The organism is Bacillus sp. FSL K6-3459 (genome assembly GCF_038003305.1).
Classification (GTDB): Bacteria; Bacillota; Bacilli; order Bacillales; family Bacillaceae; genus Bacillus; species Bacillus pumilus_O.
In genome coordinates, this window is the sequence record NZ_JBBOOW010000001.1 from 361,514 (window position 1) to 386,294 (window position 24,781).

At 45.5% G+C, this 24,781-nt stretch carries 3 protein-coding genes; all 3 read left to right on the forward strand.

The features are described 5' to 3' along the window. The first annotated feature begins 8 nt into the window (after positions 1–8). The 3 genes from MHI35_RS01885 to MHI35_RS01895 all read left to right on the forward strand — a co-directional run bounded on the left by MHI35_RS01885 (position 9) and on the right by MHI35_RS01895 (position 24,774). Positions 9–10,703, forward strand: coding sequence for a non-ribosomal peptide synthetase (locus tag MHI35_RS01885; protein ID WP_340990793.1), 10,695 nt, complete (start codon positions 9–11; stop codon positions 10,701–10,703). 44 nt (positions 10,704–10,747) lie between these two features. Next, complete coding sequence (locus tag MHI35_RS01890) at positions 10,748–14,581, forward strand: non-ribosomal peptide synthetase (RefSeq protein ID WP_335348873.1); 3,834 nt, start codon at positions 10,748–10,750, stop codon at positions 14,579–14,581. Between the two features lie 62 nt (positions 14,582–14,643). Then, positions 14,644–24,774 carry a non-ribosomal peptide synthetase gene (locus MHI35_RS01895; RefSeq protein ID WP_335348872.1) on the forward strand — a complete coding sequence of 3,377 codons (10,131 nt, stop codon included), beginning with the start codon at positions 14,644–14,646 and terminating at the stop codon, positions 24,772–24,774. Positions 24,775–24,781: the final 7 nt, after the last annotated feature.

Sequence of the window (24,781 nt, forward strand, 5' to 3'; positions counted from 1 at the left end):
GTGGACATATGAGCAAGCAGAAGATTCAAAAGGTATATCCTTTAACACCCATGCAGGAGGGCATGCTGTATCATGCCATGCTAGACCCTAATTCCTCCTCTTATTTTACACAGCTTGAACTTGGAATAAGCGGAGAGTTTGATCACGCTGTTTTTGAAAAAAGTCTCAATGAGCTCATACAGACATACGACATTCTCCGTACAGCCTTTGTTTATCAACAATTACAAAAGCCTCGTCAGGTTGTACTAGCTGAACGTCATCTTGATGTGTATCGAGAGGATCTATCTCATCTGAATCATCAAGAGCAGCAAAAGGCACTGGATCAATATAAAAAACAAGTGAGAAAGCAAGGATTTCACTTAACAAATGATCTGTTATTGAAGGTTGCTGTTTTTCAATTAAATGAAACAAACTGGCATCTGATTTGGAGCAACCATCACATCATCATGGATGGTTGGTCCATGGGTGTTTTAATGAAAAAATTGTTTCATTACTATGAATCTTATCGGAACGGTCGAACGCCGGATCGCTCACAGGGAAAGCCTTATGCAGATTATATCCAGTGGCTTGGAAAGCAAAATAAACAAGAAGCGGAAAGCTATTGGGAGGAGCGTCTAGACGGATCGGTTCAGCATCAAGGGCTGCTAGAGCAAAAAGAAGCGAATGGACAATACGACCATCAGGAATGGACGTTTACATGGGATGCTCAAACGGTACAAGCCATTCAAAATGTAGCAAGACAATGCCAAGTGACAGCCCCGAATCTGTTTCAGGCTGTCTGGTCCGTTCTTTTAGGCACCTATCATGCAACTGATGATGTCACATTCGGCACCGTTGTATCGGGCAGACCTCCAAGTGTATCTGGAATTGAGCGCATGGCAGGGCTATTTATCAATACGATACCCGTTCGAGTGACATTGGATCAGAAGCAGACGTTTAAGCAATTGTTTCAAAAGGTTCAGCAGCATGCACTAGAAGCGGAAAACTATGATTTTATGCCGCTTTATGACATTCAGCAGAAGACAGCTGCTGGAGGGCAACTCTTTGATCATTTGGTTGGGTTTGAGAACTACCCTTTAGATCAGGAGCTGTCTGGTGGCACCATGTCTGCACGTCTTGGTTTTTCCATTGATGTAAAGGACGGATTTGAACAAACGAATTTTGACCTAAACGTCCTTGTGTATCCAGGTGAAACGTGGACATTGAAAATCAAGTACAACGCCATAGCTTTTGAAGAAAAGGTCATTGAAAACATATCAAAACATCTGACCAATCTCATGAAGCAAATCATCCAAAACCCTGATGCATGCCTTCATAACGTGACGTGTATCACGGAAGAGGAAAAGCAGCAGATAAAAGCGTGGAATCAGACGGAGCGAGATTATCCGAAGCATCTGTCTATTCCTGAGCTGTTCAATGAACGTGTGAAGACGCAGCCTGACCATCTGGCACTAGTTGAAGGCGACCGAACATTTACGTACGAGGAGCTTGGACAAGAAATCCGTCGTTTAGCTGGCAGTCTCATTGAAAATGGCGTACAGCCAGGAGATGCTGTGGGAGTGTATATGAACCGATCAGCTGATGCGGTGATCGCCATCTTAGCAGTTGTACACGCAGGGGCAGCTTATGTGCCGATTGATCCTTCGCAGCCTGAAGAAAGAATCCGATTTATGCTTGAAGATAGCGGCGCAACCATATTGCTTCATGCTGATAGTCCGCCGCCAGTTGCTGAGCAGATCAAGGCAGTACATGTAACGAGTAAGCCTCATCACTCACACATGGAGGTATCAGTCAGAACGTCTCCATCTCACTTGGCGTATATCATGTATACATCGGGATCAACTGGACAGCCAAAAGGGGTTCAAATTGAGCATAAGCATATTGTGAGATTGGCTTGCTCTCAGGAAAAATTAGGCTTGACCAAGTCGGATCGTATGGCGCATACAGGAGCCGTCAGTTTTGACGCCATTACCTTTGAAATCTTTACCACACTGCTCGGTGGCGCAACGCTGTATCCTGTTGCTCGCGATACTTTATTGGATATCCATCGATTCGAACAATTTATCCAAACACATCAGATCACGACGCTCTTTTTAACGACTGGATTATTTAATCAGCTCGCTCAGCAGCGGCCGCAAATGTTCAAAGGATTAACCACATTAATTACAGGCGGTGACGTGATCAATGTGAAGAGTGCGGAGCTTGTGAAACAGCATCATCCAGCACTTGTCTTGCTAAATGCCTATGGTCCAACAGAAAATACAACCATCTCAACCATTTACGAAGTAAGGGGAGATGAAACGGGCCCGATCCCAATTGGTCAGCCGATCAACCATTCGTCGGCTTATATTTTAGATGATGATCAACGATTGCAACCAATTGGAGCGCCAGGAGAACTGTATGTTGGTGGAGATGGTGTCGCAAGAGGATATCTCAATCGTCCAGACTTGACCAATCAAGTTTTCATGGCAGACCCATTTAAGTCGTCAGGCCGTTTGTATCGAACAGGGGATTTGGCTCGGTATGGCGCAGATGGCCAGATCGAATTCCTCGGACGGACAGATGATCAAGTGAAAATTCGAGGCTTCCGTATTGAGCTTGGTGAAATTGAAACAGTGCTTCAGCAAAAAGCGGGCATAGATGATGCGGTTGTGCTTGTCCATTCGTTTTCCACAGATGAAAAGGAAATCACGGCTTACTTTACAGGGACAATGACAGAAGAAGAAGTGCGAGATGTATTTAATCAAGAGCTGCCAGCTTATATGGTGCCGCACCATGTGATGAAGTTGAATGCTTTTCCGCTCACATCGAACGGCAAGGTAGATCGAAAAGCTTTACCAAAGTCGGACGAAGCGCATCAGGAGAAAAAGGAAATCATTCCGCCTGAGACGGAGACAGAAAAGGCACTCGCTCAAATTTGGGAGGAGCTCCTTGGAAAAACGGTTGGAGTAGATGAACATTTCTTCATGGCTGGCGGGCACTCTCTCAAAGCGATGATGATGTCTGCGAAGATTCAAGAGGTGCTTCAAAAGGAAGTGCCGATTCAAGTGATTTTTGAGAAGCCGACGATTCGTTCATTAGCGATATATATCGATCAGGATGGTCAAGAAGAAACGATGCACCCGATTTTACCAGCAGAGCAGGTGGATGAATATCCGGTATCACCAGCTCAGCGCCGTTTATACATTTTGCAGACTCTTGAACCAGACAGCACGAATTATCATATTCCCATCGTCTTAACGCTTGAAGGAACACTCGAATATCAGCGGCTCAAATCAGCGTTTGATCAGTTGATCCAAACGCATGAAATTCTAAGAACAAGTTTTCATATGAATGGAGAAGACATTGTTCAAAGAGTGAATGATTGGACGGCATTTGATCTTCCTGTTCATCACATCAAGGAAGAAGAGGCGGAGGCATTTCTTTCTGAACATCAATCTCCATTTGATTTAACAGCTGCGCCTTTATTACGAGCTCAGTTGTTAAAGGTCAGTGAAAACCGTCATCTTCTCGTCTTGGAAGCACATCATCTCATTACAGATGGCAGCTCCATGAAGACGTTTATTCAAGATTTGGCGAAGGCCTATGATGGCGAAGCTCTTACAGAAAGAGCCATTCATTATAAAGATTACGCTGTCTGGCAGTTAAGTGAAGAAGAGACGGAGAAACAGAAGGAGCATGAAGCCTATTGGCTAAAGCAATTCGAAGGAGACTTGCCAGTCTTAGAGCTGCCAACGGATTATTCTCGTCCAGTGGAACGTGATTTTTCAGGAGAACGATTCATGTTTGGCTGTGATCAAGCGACGACTCAGCGGATTCATGACCTGCTTCAGAAAACTGATACGACCATGTACATGTTCTTGTTATCTGCTTTTCAAGTTCTGCTTGCCACATATAGCGGTCAGGAAGATATCATCGTTGGTTCTCCTGTTGCAGGACGGACACACCCTGATATACAGGACATGCCGGGGATGTTTATCAATACTGTTGCAATGCGCGGAAAACCGGTGCAAACAAAGACATTTTTACAGCTACTTGAAGAAATAAAAGAAACGAGTGTTGACGCTTTTGCTCATCAAAGCTATCCGCTCGAAGAGTTAATTGCCCGTCTTCCGTTAGATCGTGATACAACCCGAAGCCCGCTCTTTAGCGTGTCATTTAACATGCAGAACATGGAGGTTCCGGCGCTAAAGCTCGGTGATCTGCACATTTCGCCTTATGCCATCCAGCATCACTCAGTCAAATTTGACTTGTCTCTAGAAGTATTTGAACGAGAGGGAGCATTAAAGCTGAGCTTTGACTATGCAGCGGCGTTATTTAAAGAAGAGACGGTCCGCAGATTCGGAACTCATCTTCTGGCGATTATTCGTGAAGCGGTCCAACACCCAGAGGCACAGATCGGCTTGCTCCCTATACTTGATCAGCATGAGCAAATAGAGCGGTTGGAGAAAAAAGACGAAGTGCAAACAAATTGTCATGAGCCTTTCCACGTCCAATTTTCACGTCAGGCAAAGGAAACACCAGATGCCATTGCGGTGATGGATAATCAACGGAAGCTCACTTACCGCGAGCTAGAAGAGATGTCAAATGCACTCGGCAGTGAACTGAAGGTACGAGGCGTCGAGAAAGAAAAGACTGTAGCGCTGATTCTTGACCGCTCCGTCTATGTCATCGTCTCAATGCTTGGTGTGATGAAAGCAGGAGGTGCATTTGTACCAATTGATCCGGCCTTCCCTGCGGAACGTATCAATTACACATTAGAAGATTCAGGTGCACAAGTGATCGTAACAAATGAGTCTCTTGTAAGTTCCTATCAACATCACAAGTCGATTCAGGTCGTGCAGGTTGAAAAGGCAGTACGACAAAGCCGAACGCTAGATTTGCCGGAAGCATCACCCGATCAACTGGCGTATGTCATTTACACATCTGGGACAACAGGAAAACCGAAGGGTGTACAGCTCACGCATCGTAATCTATCACACTATGTGAACTGGCTGACAAATGAGGTGACATTGCAAGAATGCGATCGGACGGCACTGCTTTCTTCTTATGCATACGATCTGGGTTACACAAGCATTTTCCCTGTCTTAAAGGCAGGAGGGACACTATATGTGCCTCGTGAAAATGTGTATACAGACCCGGTTCGACTCATGCGTTTTATTGATGAACAAGAGTTGACTTATATCAAAATGACACCGTCCTTATTTCATATGATGGCAGATTCGAAGGATCATGCATTTAACGCTTTACGCCTTGTCATACTTGGAGGGGAGCCGATTGTCTCTGAGGATGTGGAGACATTTATGGAGCAGCACCCGTGTGTGGCAGTTATGAACCACTACGGTCCGACTGAGACAACCATTGGGACTGTGACTAAGGTGATTACAAAGCAAGAGTTAGGCGCTTTGAAGGATCGCTCTGTGATTGGGCAGCCAATTGCTCATACAAGAGCGCTCGTACTCAATCGTCAGCAGCGCCTCGTTCCTTATGGCGCACCTGGAGAGCTTTATATATCAGGGGAAGGCGTATCAAGAGGATATTTGAATCAGCCTGAATTAACGGCAGAGCGTTTTCTAGAAAATCCGTATTTTCCTGAAGAGCGGATGTATCGTACAGGAGATTTGGTCAGACAGCATGCAAATGGAGACATTGAGTTTCTTGGAAGAATAGATGATCAAGTAAAAATTCGCGGCTATCGTATTGAGAAGCAAGAAATTGAGCATGCCGCACGTGCACAATTATCTATTCAAGAGGTGTATGTCAAAGTCCTTCATATGTCCCGTTTACCAGAGCTTGCACTTTATTACACTGCGCCTGAACCAATTGGAACACTGACGTTTAGAGAAAAGCTTGCGGAGACACTGCCGGATTATATGATTCCAACGTACTTTGTCAAAGTCGATCACATCCCGCTCACGCAAAACGGAAAGGTAGATGCGAAGTCCCTACCGCTTCCACACGAAGTGCATATGAATCGTGCGGTGCATACTGCACCAGAAACGGAACTTGAGCAGACGCTTTGCGATATTTGGTCAGAAGTACTTGGGGTTGAACAAATAGGTGTTCATGATCACTTCTTTGAATTGGGAGGCCATTCCCTCAAAGGCATGGTGCTCATATCGAAAATGCAAGCCAACCTGAACAAGCATGTGCCGCTCAAAGTCCTTTTTGAAAAGCCAACGATACGCGAGATGGCAGCTTATTTAGAAAAAGTGGGTTCCTCGGACATGACATCCATTCATCCGGCGGAGAAGCAAGATTTCTATCCTGTCTCTTCTGCTCAAAAGCGGATGTATGTGTTGCAACAGCTGCATCCAGAAGCAGTGACTTACCATATGCCTGCCGTATTGATGATGGAAGGCAGTCTTGATGTAAAGCAGCTAGAAGAAGCGCTGCAAGCCTTGATCGAACGACATGAATCATTGCGTACAGCCTTTGTAGAAATTGACGGCGTACCCGTTCAAAAAGTCTATCGTCGAGTGCCGTTTACGTTAGAGATGGTAGAAGTAGAGAACGGTCATGAGCAACCTGTCATAGACGCATTCATCACCCCATTCTCATTACATCAAGCACCATTAATGAGGGCAAAGGTGGCGAAGCTTTCTGATGAGAAATATGTGTTCATGATGGATATGCACCATATCATTGCAGATGGTGTCACACGCAGTCTGCTTATTCAAGAATTGGCGGAGCTGTATGAGAAAAAGACGTTACCGCCAGTTCAGCTGCACTACAAGGATTATGCGGTATGGCAGCAGGAAGAAAAGCAGCAAGCGCTGCTCGAAAAACAGCGTCAATATTGGCTGGAGCAATACGCAGAGCCACCTGAAGATTTGGCACTGCCACTTGATTTTCCGCGCCCTCATGTACAGTCATTTGAAGGAGATCGAGTCGACAGATGGTTATCGCCTGAAAAGGTGCAGACCATTAAAGCACTCATGGCTGAAAAAGGTGTGAGCATGAACATGGTCATGCAAACGGCATTTGCTATTTTCCTTTCCAAATTAACTGGGCAGACAGATATCGTCATAGGCGCTGTCACAGCGGGACGTACGCATGCTGCAATCGAACGGGTTCCAGGCATGTTCGTCAATACATTGGCTCTTCGACAAGAAGTGCAGCTCGACGAAACGACAGCACAATTGCTTGAAAAAATGAAAGATCGAAGTCTATCAGCCTATGAACATCAAGATGTCCCGTTTGAGGAATTGGTCGCACAGTTAGATCTGCCGAAAGACACGAGCCGCAATCCATTGTTTAGTGTCATGCTGACAACGGATGACCGTGACATGACGTTACCGAATCTAAATGGACTCAAGCTTTCGCAAAAACAGCAAGAGACAGTTCATGCAAAATTTGATGTAACGCTCGGTATATTCGAAGAAAAGGACCAAGTGGGCGTACGCTTTGAATATGCAACGGCGCTGTTTAAAAAGAAGACCATTCAGCGTTGGAGTCGATATTTTGAACAAATCATAGACGAGATGCTAGCGAAGCGAAATGAGCCAATTTCATCGCTTTCGATCTTAACGGAAAATGAAAAAAAAGAGCTGATCAATGAATGGTCAGGGCCTGTATTAAATGTACCGTCAGATCAAACCGTTCATGAACTGATCAAGGCTAAAGCATTTGAATCACCGAAACAAAAAGCGGCAACCTTCTGCGGAACGAGCTGGACGTATGAAGAACTGAACAGTCGGGCGAATAAAGTCGCTTCAAGGCTCACCTCAAACGGCATAAAACGAGGAGATCGCGTCGGTATTCTCACCCGTCCGTCCCTTGACATGACGGCAGCCGTCCTTGGTGTTCTCAAGACAGGAGCGGCATTCGTTCCAATTGATGCAGATTATCCAGACCAGCGCATTACCTACATGCTGGAAGACTGCGGGGCAGAGATTCTTCTTATGCAAAAAGGACTCACTGCACCAGCTTCATTCACAGGGCACGTTCTGTTCATAGAAGATGCGGTAGAAGGCGAAGCGCAAAACATTCAGGTTCATGTCAAACCAACTGATCTTGCTTATATGATTTACACGTCTGGAACAACAGGACAGCCGAAGGGTGTCATGGTTGAGCACCAGTCCCTTGTGAATCTGGCGTTCTGGCACAATGATGCCTTCCAAGTGACCAATGCGGATCGAACCGCTAAATATGCCGGCTTTGGCTTTGATGCCTCCATTTGGGAAATGTTCCCGACATGGATCGCCGGCGCAGAGCTGCACATCATTGATGAAGCGATTCGTCTCGATATGATCAAGCTCAATACGTATTTCAATGACGAAAATATCACCATTGCGTTCCTGCCAACACAGCTATGCGAGCAGTTTATGTCAATGGACAATCATTCACTCCGTTACTTACTAACGGGGGGAGACAAGTTGAAACAGGTAAAGCCTGTTCCTTATCAACTCGTGAATAACTACGGTCCAACCGAAAACACAGTCGTGGCGACCAGCGGGATCATCAACCCAGATCAAGGCACGCTTCCGATTGGAAAAGCGATTGCCAATACCCGTTTTTACATTATGGGTTCGTTATATGACCTTTCGCCGCCAGGCGTACCGGGTGAGCTCGTAATCGCAGGAAAAGGACTAGCAAGAGGGTACTGGAATCTACCAGAAGAAACAGAAATACGCTTTGTCCCAGATCCATTTTATCCAGGGGAGCGCATGTACCTGACAGGTGATTTGGTGAAATGGACAGAGGATGGCGAGCTGATCTATCTCGGCAGAAAAGACCATCAAGTCAACATCCGCGGCTTCCGGATTGAGCTGTCAGAAATTGAAGCGCAGCTTCTTGCACTTTCGGATGTCAAAGAAGCAGTCGTGACAACGATCAAAGATGCCAGCGATCAAGACACCCTTGCCGCGTATGTCATCACGGACAATGAAACAGAAGACTTAAAAGAAAGCTTAAAACGCACGTTGCCAGACTATATGATCCCTTCATGGATCATCAAGCTAGACTACCTGCCGATGACGGCAAATGGCAAAGTCGATCTAAAAGCATTGCCAGCACCAGATATGGAAGCGGGCCAAACAGCATACGAAGCACCAAGAGACGAAGTTGAAACGCTTCTATGTGACATTTGGGAAGACGTGCTTGGCGTCAGCGAAGTCGGCATACACGATCACTTCTTCTTCCTTGGTGGAGACTCGATTAAAGGCATTCAAATGGCAAGCAGACTCACACAAGCGGGCTGGAAGCTTGATATGAAGCTATTGTTCCAATATCCAACCATTGCCGAACTGCGCCCATATATCGAAGAAGCGGATCAACTAACGGCTGACCAATCATCCATTGAAGGGGAAGTGATGTTGACTCCAATTCAACGCTGGTTTTTTGAACGAACATTCACTGACCAGCATCATTGGAATCTTTCGATGATGCTCCATGCGCCAAATGGGTTTGACCTTTCCATGACAGAACAAGTAATGCAGAAGTTACTTTCACATCATGATGCACTGCGTATGGTGTACAGGCAAGAAAATGACAGCATCCTGCAATACAATCAGCGGGAACTTACAGAGCCGATTGCGATGATTTCTCATGATGTCTCTAAAGAGCACGACGTGAAAAAAGCCATTTCCACCTATGCTAACGAGTATCAGCGTCAGTTGAATCTCGAAACAGGTCCGCTCATGAAAGTGATCTGTTTCCGTGCAAAAGATGGCGATCACTTACTCATCGTGACACACCATCTTGTGATTGATGGTGTCTCATGCCGAATTTTACTAGAGGACTTTATGTCTCTTTATCAGCAGGCAGCTCAAGGACAAACGCTCGTCCTGCCGCCCAAAACCCACTCTTTTAAAGAATGGGCAGAGGCGATTGAACGATACGCACAGTCCAAGCCATTAAAAAGCCAAAGTGAATACTGGAATGAGATTGACAGGATGCCAATGACCACTTTGCCTGTTGATCATGAAGTAACGAAAAGAAAAGTTGCGCAAACAAAAGCAGTACAGATGCAGCTTTCAGAGTCTGAAACCGAGCACCTCTTAACAGATATTCATCTACCGTACACAACGGAAATGAACGATATTCTTCTATGTGCGCTCGGTCTTGCCGTTCAGGAGTGGACAGGTGAGTCCCATGTACATGTGCAGCTTGAAGGTCATGGAAGAGAGGATATTTTATCAGGACTGGATGTCTCCCGCACGGTTGGTTGGTTTACGAGTATGTATCCAGTCGTACTGAAAGCAAAGCCGGATCAGAGCATAGCAGAGGCGATTAAAGACACGAAAGAAATGCTACGGCGTGTCCCGAATAAAGGGATCGGCTACGGGATTTTAAAATACCTCACAGCTACTGAGTCGTCAGGACAGCACGTACAACCTGAAATCAGCTTGAACTATCTTGGGCAGATTGATCAGGAAGTGACGACAGAACTCTTTGGACCATCCGCCTATGATATGGGACGACAAGCAAGCCCTGATTCAGAAGCTGTCTATAAGCTGAACCTCAGTGGCCTTGTTCAACACAATCGATTCAAGTTGTCTTGTTCATATTGTTCAGATGAATATGAAGAAGAGACGATACAGAAATTCATGGCATTGCTAAAGGAAAAAATCCAATCTATCATAACGCATTGTTTAGCGCAGCACGAGCGAGAATTTACGCCAAGTGATTTTTCTGCTGGTGACCTTGAAATGGATGAAATGGACGATATATTTGACATGCTTGAGGAGAAATTGACCTAACAACATGAGATCAGTCATAAAAACGGGAAGGGAGGATGAAATAGATGAGTTCATTTAAAAGGGATCAAGTTCAAGATATGTATTATCTGTCACCGATGCAAGAAGGCATGCTGTTTCATACCCTCCATCACCAAGAAAAGGGCTTTTATGTAGAGCAAATGGACATGAATGTAAAGGGCACACTGCGTCATGACTTACTTGAGAAAAGCATGAATGTCATCGTGGAGCGGTACGATATTTTTCGTACCGTATTTCTCCACGAAAAAGTGAAGCGCCCTGTCCAAGTGGTACTGAAGAAACGTCCTTTTACGCTTGATGTGGTGGACATGCAGGATCTTTCTGAAGACGAACAGTTTGTACGTATTGAGACATTTAAACAACAAGATCAGCGGAGAGGATTTGACCTTTCAAAGGATGCGCTCATGCGGGCAATTGTTTTCCAAACGGGCCCTACAAGCTATCGCTGGATATGGAGCTATCACCATATTCTTCTTGATGGCTGGTGCTTTGGGCTTGTGGTGCAGGAGTTATTTGCGATGTATCATGCCCTTTTGCATGACATCCCTTACAAGCTGGAACCGGTTAAGCCGTACAAAGAATATATTCAATGGCTTGAAAAACAAGATAAACAAGCATCACTTCAATACTGGCAGCAATCATTAGCCGGGTTTGACGGACAATCCACCTTTAAAGAACAGAGAAAACAAACGAATGAACATGAATTAGGCGAAATGGAATGGTCGATGAGTAAGGAAGAAACAGCTGCTTTATCAGAGTTAGCATTCCAGCAAAATGCGACGTTAAGCAGTGTCCTTCAATCAGTCTGGTCAATTTTATTGAGCAGATATCAACGTTCAAATGATGTGCTGTTTGGCACGGTTGTGTCGGGGCGTCCGGCAGATTTGGCTGGCGTTGACAAAATGGTTGGCTTGTTCATCAATGTCATCCCAAGAAGAATTCAGCTGACAGATGACATGACATTCCGTACTCTTCTGTCAGAAACGCAGCAGCAGTCACTTGCGGCCGAGCCGCATCAATATATTCCGATTTATGATATTCAGGCAAAGACAGGTCATCAGCCACTCATTGATCATATCGTCGTGTTTGAAAACGTCCCGACTGCAAAGAAGGACGAGCAAGAGACGCGATTAGGGTTTACTGTGGAAAACATGAATGTGTATGAAAAATCGAACTATGATCTCAATTTGCTGGCATCACCAGGAGAACAATTGCAATTAAAGCTTGCCTTTAACAAAAAAGCATTTGATCCTCAATTTGTTCAACGGTTAAAGGAACAGCTGAGTCTATTGATAAGTGAGGCGATCAAGCATCCTGATCAATCGATTCATACCCTCACGCTCGTCACGAAACAGGAAAAGCAGCTCATTCTTGAGGAATGGAATGCGCCTGAACTTGAGCATGACCAGCTATATTTGTCGAAATGGTTTGAGCATAATGTCCGCAAACAGCCGAATGCGGTCGCATTATCAGCAGGTGAGCACACGATGACATATGCGGAGCTGAATGAACAAGCCAACCGATTGGCAAGACATATGCAAAAAAATGGGGTCACGCATCAAACGGTTATCGCCATTTTAGCCGACCGCACGTCTGAACTGATTGTCAGTCTAATGGCTGTCTTAAAAGCAGGTGCAATCTATGTGCCAATTGATCCCGATTATCCAGAAAGACGCATTCAATACATGCTTAAAGACAGCGGGGCAACGCATCTTCTGACTCACTCATCTTTTATCAGTCAGGTGAAAGCACTTGCGTTTGATGGTACGTATCTGTTTGCAGATGATCAAGAAATTTCACTGATGAGCGCAGAGAACCTGCCGCTTGAAGCAGGCTTACACGATACGGCTTACATCATGTATACGTCCGGTACAACAGGTCAGCCAAAAGGCATCATGACGACCCATTCGAATATTGCCCGGGTGGTCAAAAATACGAACTACTTAACCATTTCAGAAACAGATACATTGCTGTCCCTATCCAACAGCGTATTTGATGGTTTTACATTTGATGTGTATGGCGCCCTTTTAAACGGAGCGAAGCTTGTCTTGCCGAAAAAAGAGACCATTTTAAACATGGGCGAGCTGACGGGATTGATTAAAAGGGAAAACATTTCTGTCATGTTTGTTCCGACAGCATTATTTAATCTTCTCGTTGATGAAGACACCGACTGGATGCGCAGTGTGCGCAAAGTGCTGTTCGGAGGAGAGCGAGCATCGGTACAGCATGTGAGGAAAGCCTTTGCTGTTATGGGGAAAGGCAGACTCATCAATGTCTACGGCCCAACCGAATCAACAGTATTCGCCACCTATTATCCAGTCGATGAGGCTCTGCCGGTAGAGACGCATTCGATTCCAATCGGAAAACCGCTCAACCAAACGGGTGCTTATATACTGAGTCGGCACGGGCAGCTTCAGCCGATTGGAATGGTTGGAGAGCTTTGTCTGAGCGGCAAAGGACTTGCGAAGGGGTATTTGAATCGTCCTGATCTGACAAAACAAGCTTTTATTACGCATCCATTCGCTGCGGGAGAAAGGCTGTATCGTACAGGAGACTTGGCTTATTTTCGAGCGGACGGTTTGATTGAGTATGCAGGTAGAGTCGATGATCAGGTGAAAATTCGTGGTCACCGCATTGAACTGACAGAAATTGAAGCCCACCTTCTCATGCATCCAGGTGTCAAACAAGCGGCTCTTATAGCTGATCAGCATAACACGCAGCATACAAGGCTGCTCGCCTATATGACGTGTGAGGAGGAGTGGGAGGATAAACTCGATGTGATCAAGTCAGGGCTAAAGGAAAAACTTCCGGCTTACATGCAGCCTCATGAACTGATCAGACTTGAGAAAATGCCACTTACGCCAAATGGAAAGATTGATAAACGTCAGCTACCAAAGCCAGAGGCGCCTCAAGGAAACCGTCATGTGAAGCTTCCGGTAAATGAAGTAGAACAAAAGCTGCTTGTGATGTGGCGGGAAGTACTTGAACGAGAAGATATTAGCACAGATGACCATTTCTTTGAGCTTGGCGGGCATTCATTGAAAGCGATGTCGCTTTTATCCAAGGTGTCAAAGGAATTCGATGTTCAAGTGCCTATTCACTTGCTGTTTGAGACGCCTACCATTGAAGCAATCAGCCGTTATATTCAACAGCAGGATCAGGAAGCCGCCGGCTATCTTGTATTCAATGAATCTCAAACGCCAACAGTCTTTGCTCTACCGCCATTACCAGGCTATGGCTTTATCTATCAGGAAGCCGCAAAAACACTCGATGGTGTTCGTTTGATCGCCTTTGACTTTATTGAAGCTGATCACCGAATCACGCAATACGTTCAGCATATCCAGCACCTTCAGCCTGAAGGGCCGCTGACTTTGATGGGTTACTCTGGCGGGTGCTACCTAGCCTTTGAGCTTGTTCAATCACTCGAACAAGCAGGGCGGACCGTCGAAAAGGTCATCATGATCGATTCCTATATGAAAATAGGAGAAAGTGATTTAGAAGGACGATCCATTGATGACGATATCGCCGCGATCGTCCATCAGTCGAAGCAAAGTGAACTGGCCCAAGCGGAGCTCATTCAAGACGAGCTTGCTCAAAAAACGAGGGCTTACTATGAAACTTTTGTTAAGGGGGTGAATCAAGGAGAGATACAAGCAGACATTGATTTCATCCAATCCGAAGAAAACATTGCGATACCAGAATGGATGGCTAAGTGGGAAGCTGCGACGACTGGCGCTTATCGACAATATCAAGGCTATGGTCAGCACGCGGACATGTTCAAAAACAAAGAATGTACCGCCCGAAATGCACAGCTCATTAAAGAAATCGTTCATCATAAAAATAGAGAAACAGTCTTGTAAACTTTAGATGAGGCAGGGTGCACACTGGTAGCCCTGCCTGCCAAAAAAGGGAAGGAACTCATATGAAACCATCAACCATTAATCAATCGAATGTACATGAATCAATGGATACGATTTTACAAAATGTACAGAAAACCATTTTACAAACCAACGAAATCGAACGCTTCGCTGTTTTTTCTCGTGAAAAAACCATTCGACCTCGGCCATATCACCTCTCTCATTTATTTCTAGACCATCACTTGGAGCAGGAGGCCGCAGTTGAATCGCAACAGATGCAAATGGCTTCACCTGCATTAGCAGATATGCCCCCAGCCATTTCCTATGGAGGGGATATAGATGTTCGTGTAGGAGCTCAAACCTTGCAGGACGCTCTAACTGAGGCAGCCAAAACAACAAATGGGCTGACTTATATCATCAATAGTGAAAATGAACTCACGCAATCCTATGCGCAGTTAAAGGAGGATGCCGAACGAGTTCTGACGGGTTTAAGGTCACTAGGCCTTGAGCCAGGAGATCCTGTGTTCTTTCAATTTTCATCGAATCATGCGATGGTCACGGCTTTTTGGGCATGTGTATTAGGCGGATTTGTCCCAACTCTTGTATCGGCAGCCCCGACCTATCGGGAAATGAATGCCTCAGTGAAGAAGCTTCATCACGCTTGGAACCTGCTGGAGCATCCGCTCATTCTCACGGATGACTCGCTGATTGATGAGGTGCAAGGATTAGCTTTACTGTGGCATACAGATCAATTACGTGTTGCAGCCGTTGAACCAATGCTTACTTTAGAAAGAGATCTAGAAGCACATCCAGTCATGCCCGATGATTCTGTCTTTTTTATCTTAACGTCTGGAAGTACGGGGATGCCCAAATGCGTAGAGCATTCTCATAGAAGTGTGTTAGCGAATGTCAAAGGAACAGTGGCAGCCAATGGGTTTACACAAGATGACGTCTCATTAGACTGGATGCCATTAGATCATATTGGCGGCATTGTCATGTTCCATCTTGTCAATGTGTATACAGGCTGTGAGCAAATTCGGGCAAGAACAGATGACTTCATCGCTCAGCCGCTGCGCTGGCTTGACTGGATGGATCGCTATCGTGCAACAAAAACATGGGCACCTAACTTCGCATTTGCGATGATCAATGATTATGAGAAAGACATTTCTTCAGGGTCTTGGGATCTTTCTGCTATGACTTGTATGATCAATGGAGCAGAAGCAGTCGTACCGAAGACAATCCACCGGTTTTTACACTTGCTTGCTCCGCACGGTTTAAAAGGAGACGTCATCAGACCGGCATTCGGCATGTCAGAAATCTCATCAGCCGTTGTTTTCTCTTTTGCGATTGAGCGGGGAAATGAAAACAGCGGGGTTCTGACCTTTGAGGAAACGTCACTGACAGAGCAGTTAAGACCAGCGGAGGCACGCGAAACTGGAACCGTCAGCTTTACAGAGCTGGGGAAACCGATTCCAGGTATCACGATTCGTATCGTCAACCATGAGCATGAGCTTCTTCCTGAGGATCATATTGGCAGCGTGCAAATCAAAGGGCCAACGACAATGAAGGGCTATTACAAGAATGACGAAGCGAATCAAGAGGTTTTTCAAGCAGAGGGCTGGTTCCACACGGGTGATTTAGGTTTTCTGCATGAAGGAAGGCTGACATTAACCGGTAGAGAAAAAGACATGATCATCATCAACGGGAAAAATTATCACAACTATGAAATTGAAGCCATGGCAGAGGAAGTACCCGGCGTAGAAACAAGCTTTGTGGCAGCGTGCTCCGTGCGAATGGAGGCATCTGCATCCGATGAGCTGATTCTTTTTTTTACACCGAAGCTGTATGAGCCTGCTTATATCATGAGGGCTAGCCAGCATATGAAAACCCATATTGCGACAAAAATGGGTCTTTATGCATCGAGGGTTATTCCTGTCCAGAAGCATGCCTTTCCGAAAACAAGCTCTGGAAAAATAGAAAGGGCACAGCTCAAGACAAGGTGGCAGGAAGGTGAATTCGACGAAATCATCAAGGAACTGGATATCAGACTTGAAAATGAACACACTTTGCCTGATTGGAGTTATCAAAAGAAGTGGACACCTGCTCCGCTTCATGAAGCTGAAAAGCAAACAGCAGGGGATATGGTGATCTTTGCAGATGCATTAGGGCTGGCAGATCAATTGAAATCCCTCACAAACAATGAACAAACCTATATTACGGTTGAACCGGGTCAAGCATTCACACAACTCACACATACTCACTTCATCATCCACCCGAATCGGCCGTCAGACTACGAACAACTCTTTGAGACGCTCCGTTCGTATGGCGTTTCGGTGAAACAAATCATTCACCTTTGGAGCTACACAAACAAGGAAGACACACTTCAAGCGGCATTGGCGAAAGAAGCACAGAAAATAGGTAGCATGAGTGCATTATATACAACAAAAGCGATGGCCGCTTATGAGAAACCTGTAGAGATTACCTTTGTCTCCGCTCATGCAATGAATTTGCCAGAAGATCAAACACATCATGTGGAAAAAGCCACGACAGCGGGATTGATGACAGCTGTACAGCATGAATGGCCGTTTATCAAGGTGCGGTGTCTTGATTTTTCTCTAACAGAATCTGTTGACCATTCCCATGCATCAGCGATTATGACAGAGCTTACTCAGGACACAAGCTATCAAGTTGCTGCTTACCGGGAAGGTGTTCGTTATATTCCTCTTATAACGCCGCTTCATCTGGAAAGAGAGCAAAAGAGGAAGACGCCGCCATTTGAATCATCCGGTCTTTACGTGATGACAGGCGGGCTTGGCGGAATAGGACGGATGCTAAGTGAACATCTTCTGACATCCTATCAAGCGCATCTTGTTCTGCTTGGAAGAAAGGCACGAAAGGCTTTATCTGCGGAGCAGCAAGACGTATTGATCTCACTTGAGAAACAAGCGGAAAAACGCGGCGGCACTGTTCATTATGAAGAAGTGAACTTGACGGATGCAAAAGCCCTTGAAGCCCTTATCTCAAGACGAGAGGTGGCTTATGGAAAAAGGCTGCATGGCGTGATTCATTTTGCTGGCATTATTCAAGAAGAACTACTTGCGGACATGACGTCTGTGTCTTTACATGCGATGTACGAAGCAAAGGTATATGGCACGATTGCCCTTCATGAAGCGGCTTCTAAACGGCAGAACGTCTTATTTCTTTCTAGCTCATCAGCACGAACGTTAAAGGGCGGGATGACTGTAGGCGCTTATTGCGCTGCCAATGAGTTCGTTGAACAATTTGCTCATTATCAGAAGCTGACATCTACCGTGAAGCCGTACTGCTTTAGCTTTAGCATGTGGGATGAAACTGGCATGAGCGAGGGTTCGATGATCAAAGGCATCTTAAAAGAAAGAGGCTATCTTCCGATTCCGAAGCGGGCGGGCTTGCAGACGATGCTGGCATGTTTAATGACAGATGCACCTCTCATTTATATGGGATTAGATCGGTCGAAGCAGGACGTTCAAGAGATGATTCATGCGGAGGGTCGAACAGAGAAAGAGGTGTATGTCTTTTTCAAAACCGACAAAACAAAAGCCATTGAAGAACGGCTGTATCAGTCCATTTATACGTCTTTGCAGTCTCATCTATCTGGTGAATATTCCGTCCATCTATTTCCTGAGGAATACTGGAAAGAATCAGAGGATGGCATGCCTGATGAAGCGTATTTCAAAGCACTCATTGAGGAAAGTGGACAGGATGCCGAGGACAGAGCGCCTCAAACGGAGACGGAGAAACTTTTGGCAAGCATTTGGTCCGAACTGCTTGATGTCTCAAATATCAGCTGCGGTGATCATTTCTTTTTACTCGGGGGTCATTCGCTCAAGGCAACGCAAATGCTGTCTGCGGTGAGACAAAGAATGGGATTTGATGTGCCGCTCGCTGTTCTTTTTGAGCATACGAGACTGGGGGAACTAGCGTCATGGATTGATTCGCATGCAAAAGTGGATGAAGCGGTACAAATGCGAAAAATAGCAAAGGGTCAGGAGATTCCGATGTCCTATGCCCAGCAAAGACAGTGGTTTCTCTATCAATTACAGCCTGATCTGCCGTTTTACAATAATACCATTTCCTTTCGGATGAATGGAATTTTAGATGTGAAGGTGCTTCAGCGCAGTCTTCAGCAAATGGTGCAAAGGCATGAGTCGCTTAGAACGTCCTTTACAATGAGCGGCGATGAACCAGTTCAGATCATCCATGAGCATATGACCCTTCCAGAGCTTGAAGTGGTGGATCTATCAGATTTGACATCTCAGGAAGAAAAAGAACAAAAAGCGGCTGAATGGGCAAAAAGAGAGGCAAATACACCTTTCCGCTTAGAGCATGATCCGCTCTTTCGCGCGAAACTGATTCGATTGTCGGAAAGAGATCACTTGCTGCTGATGTCCATTCACCACATTGTGTCAGATGGCTGGTCGGTTGGAATTGCCGCAAGAGAGCTGTCTGAATGGTATACAGCGATGATCGACCGGCGAGAACCTGATCTTTTACCACTGCCGATTCAATATGCGGATTACGCCCTATGGCAGAAGGAGTATTTGACTGGAGAGACGCTGGAGAAGCAGCTTTCCTATTGGAAAGACCAATTTGCAGTCCCTGTAGAAGATTTGGTTTTGCCGTATGACTACCCGCGGCCAGCCGTTCAATCCTACAAGGGAAAAACGAAAAAATACGACCTATCGAAGTCGCTATCAGATCAGCTTGTTGAGATTTCTAAAAAAACCGACAGTACCCTTTATATGACGCTACTGACCGCCTTTTCTACATTGCTGCACCGTTTGTCTTCACAGGATGAGTTTGTGATTGGATCAGTCATTGCTGGGAGAAATCGGACGGAGATGGAGCATCTCATCGGATTTTTCGTTAATACACTGGCACTTCGGATTGATCATAGCGGGAACCCTGCTTTCACTGAATTATTAGAACGGGTGAAAGACACAACTATGGGCGCCTATGCGCATCAGGATGTGCCGTTTGAAATGGTCTTAGATGAGCTGGATATTGTACGTGAGGCTGGCAAGCAGCCGCTGTTTCAGGTCATGTTTGTTTTGCAAAATCTGCCGCTTGAGGCTTCTTCGATGGGGGAAGCGACATCTGTTTTAGCCATTGAAGATAACGATACCGCCAAATTCGATCTATCTCTGTTTGTTTTTGAAGGAGCGGAGGGTCTTCAATTAAAACTGGAGTATGATGTGGACTTATTTTCTGACGATACGATGGACCGGTTCCTTCGGTATTACGAGCAGTTACTTGAGCGTATTTGTGAACATCCAGCACAGTCGATTAGACAAATGAATTACCTGCCAGAAAAAGAGAAGCATCAACTGCTCTATGAATGGAGCGGCAAAACAGATCAGCCTGCAGGTTCGCTCCTCATCACGGAACGGTTTGAAGCGCAGGTGAGAAAGTCACCTGAAGCCATCGCTCTCGAATTCGGGGGAGAGCAGTGGACGTATCGCGTGTTACAAGAGAAAGTCGACCGGCTTGCGGCTTCTCTGCAGCAGCGAGGTGTGACGCCACATGAACCAGTAGGGCTGCTCATCGACAGGTCGCCTGAAATGATCCTTGGGGTGCTAGCGATTGTGAAAGCAGGAGGCGCCTACGTGCCGATTGATCCCGAATATCCAGATGCACGCATTGATTATATGCTGAGGGATACAGGGATTCAGCTGTTACTGACAAAAAATGAATGGCTGAAAAAGGTATCCATCAGTCAAACCGAACTCATTTGTCTTGATGATGGATATGAAGAATTTTTATCAGAAGCAGAACTCATACTTCCTGCCCTAAAACCTGATGGACTCGCTTATATCAATTACACTTCAGGATCAACTGGGCAGCCAAAAGGGGTTTTAATTCCGCATCAAGCAGTCATCCGGCTTGTGTGTGAAACAGATTATGTCACCCTTGATGAACATACACGCATTTTACAAATGGCCAGCTTCTCCTTTGATGCCTTTACGTATGAAATATGGGGAGCTCTATTAAACGGGGGAAGGCTGATTCTCACCCATCGACATACGGTTTTATCAATGGATACACTGGCTGACACGCTGACATCATACAAGATCACTACAGGATTTCTGACAGTACCGCTGTTCAACCGATTGACAGAAGAACATCCAGAAGCTTTATCTGGATTCGATGCATTATTGGTCGGTGGTGATGCGCTCTCAGCTGCTCATATTCGTAAGGCACTGCCCTATTTACCTGAAGGGCTTTTAAATGGCTATGGACCAACTGAAAATACGACGTTCTCTTGTGTGCATCATATTCGTTCATTAGACGAAGAGCAGACGACCGTTCCTATCGGTCGGCCAATTGCTTATTCACAAGCCTATGTATTAGACGACCAGCTGCAGCCAGTTCCGCAAGGTGTCATTGGAGAGATTTATGTTGGCGGAACAGGGCTCGCACTAGGTTATCTTGGAGATGAAGAAAAAACATCGCAATCATTTATCCCGCATCCTTTCCATAAAGGAGCGCGTTTATATAAAACAGGTGATATGGGCCGCTGGCTCCCAAATGGCATCATCGACTGCCTTGGAAGAATCGATCATCAAGTGAAAATACGCGGACATCGCGTCGAATGCGGCGAAATTGAAGCCACTATGCTGAGTGTTGAAGACATCATAGAATGTGCGGTCATTCCGCATCAGCACGAGAGTGGTCATAAGCGGCTCATCGGTTACTTTGTTCAAAAAGGTACCTGGACCCAGCAAGACCTTCGCCGAAAATTAAAGGATAGATTGCCAGATTACATGGTACCGAGCCTATTCATAGAGCTCGAGGAACTGCCGCTCACGCCAAACGGTAAGGTAGATCAAAAGCGTCTCCCGCCGCCAGTGTGGAGACAGGAAGAAGCAGACAAACCGACAGATCAAGCGCTCAGTAAGGAAGAAAGAGTGCTGAAAAAAGTGTGGACTCAGCTTCTTGGCACTCCTTCAATCGGTGTTCATGATAACTACTTTGAGCTTGGTGGAGATTCTATTATTGTCATACAAATGGTGGCGCGCCTAGCACAGGAAGGCTATATCATACAGCCGAGAGATGTATTTGAAAAACAGACCATTTCACAGCTGGCACACGCTATGAAAAAAGCAGATGTATCTGTGTCTTATGATCAATCACCTGTTACGGGAGATGTACGTCTGCTTCCAATCCAATCTTGGTTCTTTGAGCAATCGATGACAAATCAAGATTATTGGAATCTATCAGCGCATATTGAATTCAAGCAATCTATACAACCCGAACAGTTAACGCAAGTTCTTTCAAAGCTTGTCGATCATCACGATATGCTGAGAGCCATTTATACAAAAGATGTAGACGGCACATGGATTCAAACCATTCGCGCGCCTGGCATTATCCCTTGTATCACTTTCTTTGATTTGACGGATGTTTCTCACGAGGAAGTACTAGAGAAAATCCGTATAGAGACAAGCGCTTGTCAAGGAACATTGTCATTAGAGCGGGGAGAAGTGATCAAAGCCATTCTTTTTCAGACAAGTGATTGCACGTCTGAACTCTTCATCGCAGCCCACCATCTTGTGATGGATGGAATATCGTGGCGCATCATACAAGAAGATATCTTAAACGGATTGAAGCAGGTTGCGGCAGGGCAGGAGATCACGCTGGCAAAGAAAACCGCTTCCTATCAGCAGTGGGCAGAGGCACTTGATCAATATGCACAAACCGATCAATTACAAGAGCAGGTTCCGTTTTGGGAAAAGATCATCGATCAAGAGGAAGAAGGTTCTCCTTTTCAAACGCCTGCGCTTTTCAATATAGAAGAACATGCAGAGATCCTGACTGTTCAATTGACGAAGGACCAAACAGACATTTTACTAAGGCATGCATCACAAGCGTACCGAACAGAGGTAAACGATTTACTCTTATCAGGACTTGCGCAAGCGATTGGAAAGCCACTACTGATCACGTTAGAAGGGCACGGACGCGAGGATTTATTTGAACAGATGGATTTGTCACGGACAGTCGGCTGGTTTACAAGCTCTTATCCTATTTTTATTCCTTTTATTCAAACCGATGTTGAGAGACAAATTAAAGGTGTCAAAGAAACCTTAAGAGCTGTGCCTCAAAAGGGGATCGGCTATGGCTTACTTCAATACATGACCGCATCACGTTTACTTAAAACGGTAGCGCCTCAGGTGAGCTTTAATTACCTTGGACAGCTAGATCAAATAGATGGAGAGGCAAATCTGTATATAGCTGATGAGAGAAATGGACATGTACATGATCCAAAAGCAGAAAGACAGCATTTGATCGATGTGTATGGATACGTTATCGGTGGTCAGCTTCAGATGAATTTTATGATCAATCGTGAACTACTTCGGGAGGAAGAAGTGTGTCAGTTACCTGAACGATTTAAAGAAAAAATGGAGGACATTCTGACGCATTGTGTAGAGGCAAAAGGCGACTTTACGCCATCTGATTTTCCAATGGTCCAGCTGACGCAAAAGCAAATAGATGAGCTTCCAGACCATGTGGTAGATGTGTATCCACTATCTCCGATGCAGCAAGGGATGCTGTTTCATGCCCTGTTAGATCAAGCATCACAGGCGTATTTTGGTCAGGTGCATATGACACTCCAAGGCTTAACGGACGGCGAAGCCTATGAAAAAGCATGGAATCTGCTTGTGGAACGTCATTCGATTTTACGGACAAGATTTGCTTGGGAGGGGCTAAAGGAGCCTGTCCAATTGATTCAATCAAAAGGAAGCCTTCACCTCACTCAGCACGATGTGCGCCACCTGAGTGAAATGGATCAGAAGAAAACCATCGAGCAGTATTTACAAACCGATCGTTCAAAGGATTTCGAATTAGAAAAGGCGGCTGAACCGCTCATTCGTATCGCTTTATTCCACCGTGATGAGAAAACATGTACGTTTGTTTTTAGCTTTCATCATATTTTAATTGATGGCTGGAGCCTGTTTGGCTTGATTGAGGAGTCCCTTTCAATATATCGCTCGCTTGTGGATGAACGAGAGATCAATCTTCCTGCTGTGCGTCCATATAAAGATTTTATTGATTGGCTGCAAAAGCAAGATCAAGAGAAGGCGCAAGAGTTCTGGAAACATTACATGTCAGGAGTAGAGGAAGCCACACCACTACCAGGAGACGGAGAGCAAGCTTCGGATGAAGGAGCAGGTATTGATCAGATTAGTATCAAACTGACGCCTGAAATGCAGCAAAAGCTGGAGAAAATGACAGGGGCACAGAAGGTCACGATGAGCACACTGATTCAGGCGGCATGGGGTCTGCTCTTGCACCTTCATTCAGGCTCAGAGGATGTCGTGTTCGGTGTCACAGTATCTGGCCGGCCGGCGGACTTAAAAGAGGTTGAAAGCATGACAGGTCTCTTTATTAACACTTTGCCGCTTCGTTTGCCGATTACATCAGATAGGACCATTGCCGAGCTTCTGGCACAAACGCAGGAAACAGTTTTTCACATGCGAGAATTCGAGTATACCGTACTCCCAGATATTCAGCAGATGACCCAAATTCCGAATGGAGAATCATTGTTTCATAGCATTGTTGTGTTTGAAAACTACCCGATTGAATCAGTGGAGCCTTATGGTGTACGGATCTTAGACATAGCCAGTCATGAAGAAACAAACTATGACTTGACCCTTGTGGCTGTCCCCGGAGATACGCTGGAGCTTCGGGTCACATACCGCTTCAATCAATATAAAGAAAAACAAATACAATCGCTGATGCAACAGCTGGTTCACACACTTGAAGCCATGACAGAACAAGTGGAGACACCACTCTCTTCCTTCACGATCGTGACAAATGAAGAAAAAGGGCGGATGATCACCGATTGGGCGAAAAACGCACAAGTCAGCGTGCTGTATCCAGATCAAGAAGAAGTCTACTCAGGTGTGCATGATCCTTCGTGTGAGACAGAAATCTATGTCCTGAGCGAGGAGCATCAGCTCATGCCGGTAGGGTTCCCAGGAGATATTTATATCTGTGCAGAGGATATCAAGGCACTTTGCGGAGAGCTTGCCGATTGGATGGAGACGCATAAAATTCAACATCCATTCAAACATCAAACAGGCGAATACCTCTATCCGACAGGGGATGTCGGCGTTTGGACTGAAAAAAACAAGATTCAGATTTTGGATTGGGTGTAGGGGGAGA

Coding starts and splice junctions, on each gene's coding strand:
- MHI35_RS01895 (WP_335348872.1), top strand. CDS start 14,644: ATGAAACCATCAACCATTAATCAATCGAATGTACATGAATCAATGGAT.
- MHI35_RS01885 (WP_340990793.1), top strand. CDS start 9: ATGAGCAAGCAGAAGATTCAAAAGGTATATCCTTTAACACCCATGCAG.
- MHI35_RS01890 (WP_335348873.1), top strand. CDS start 10,748: ATGAGTTCATTTAAAAGGGATCAAGTTCAAGATATGTATTATCTGTCA.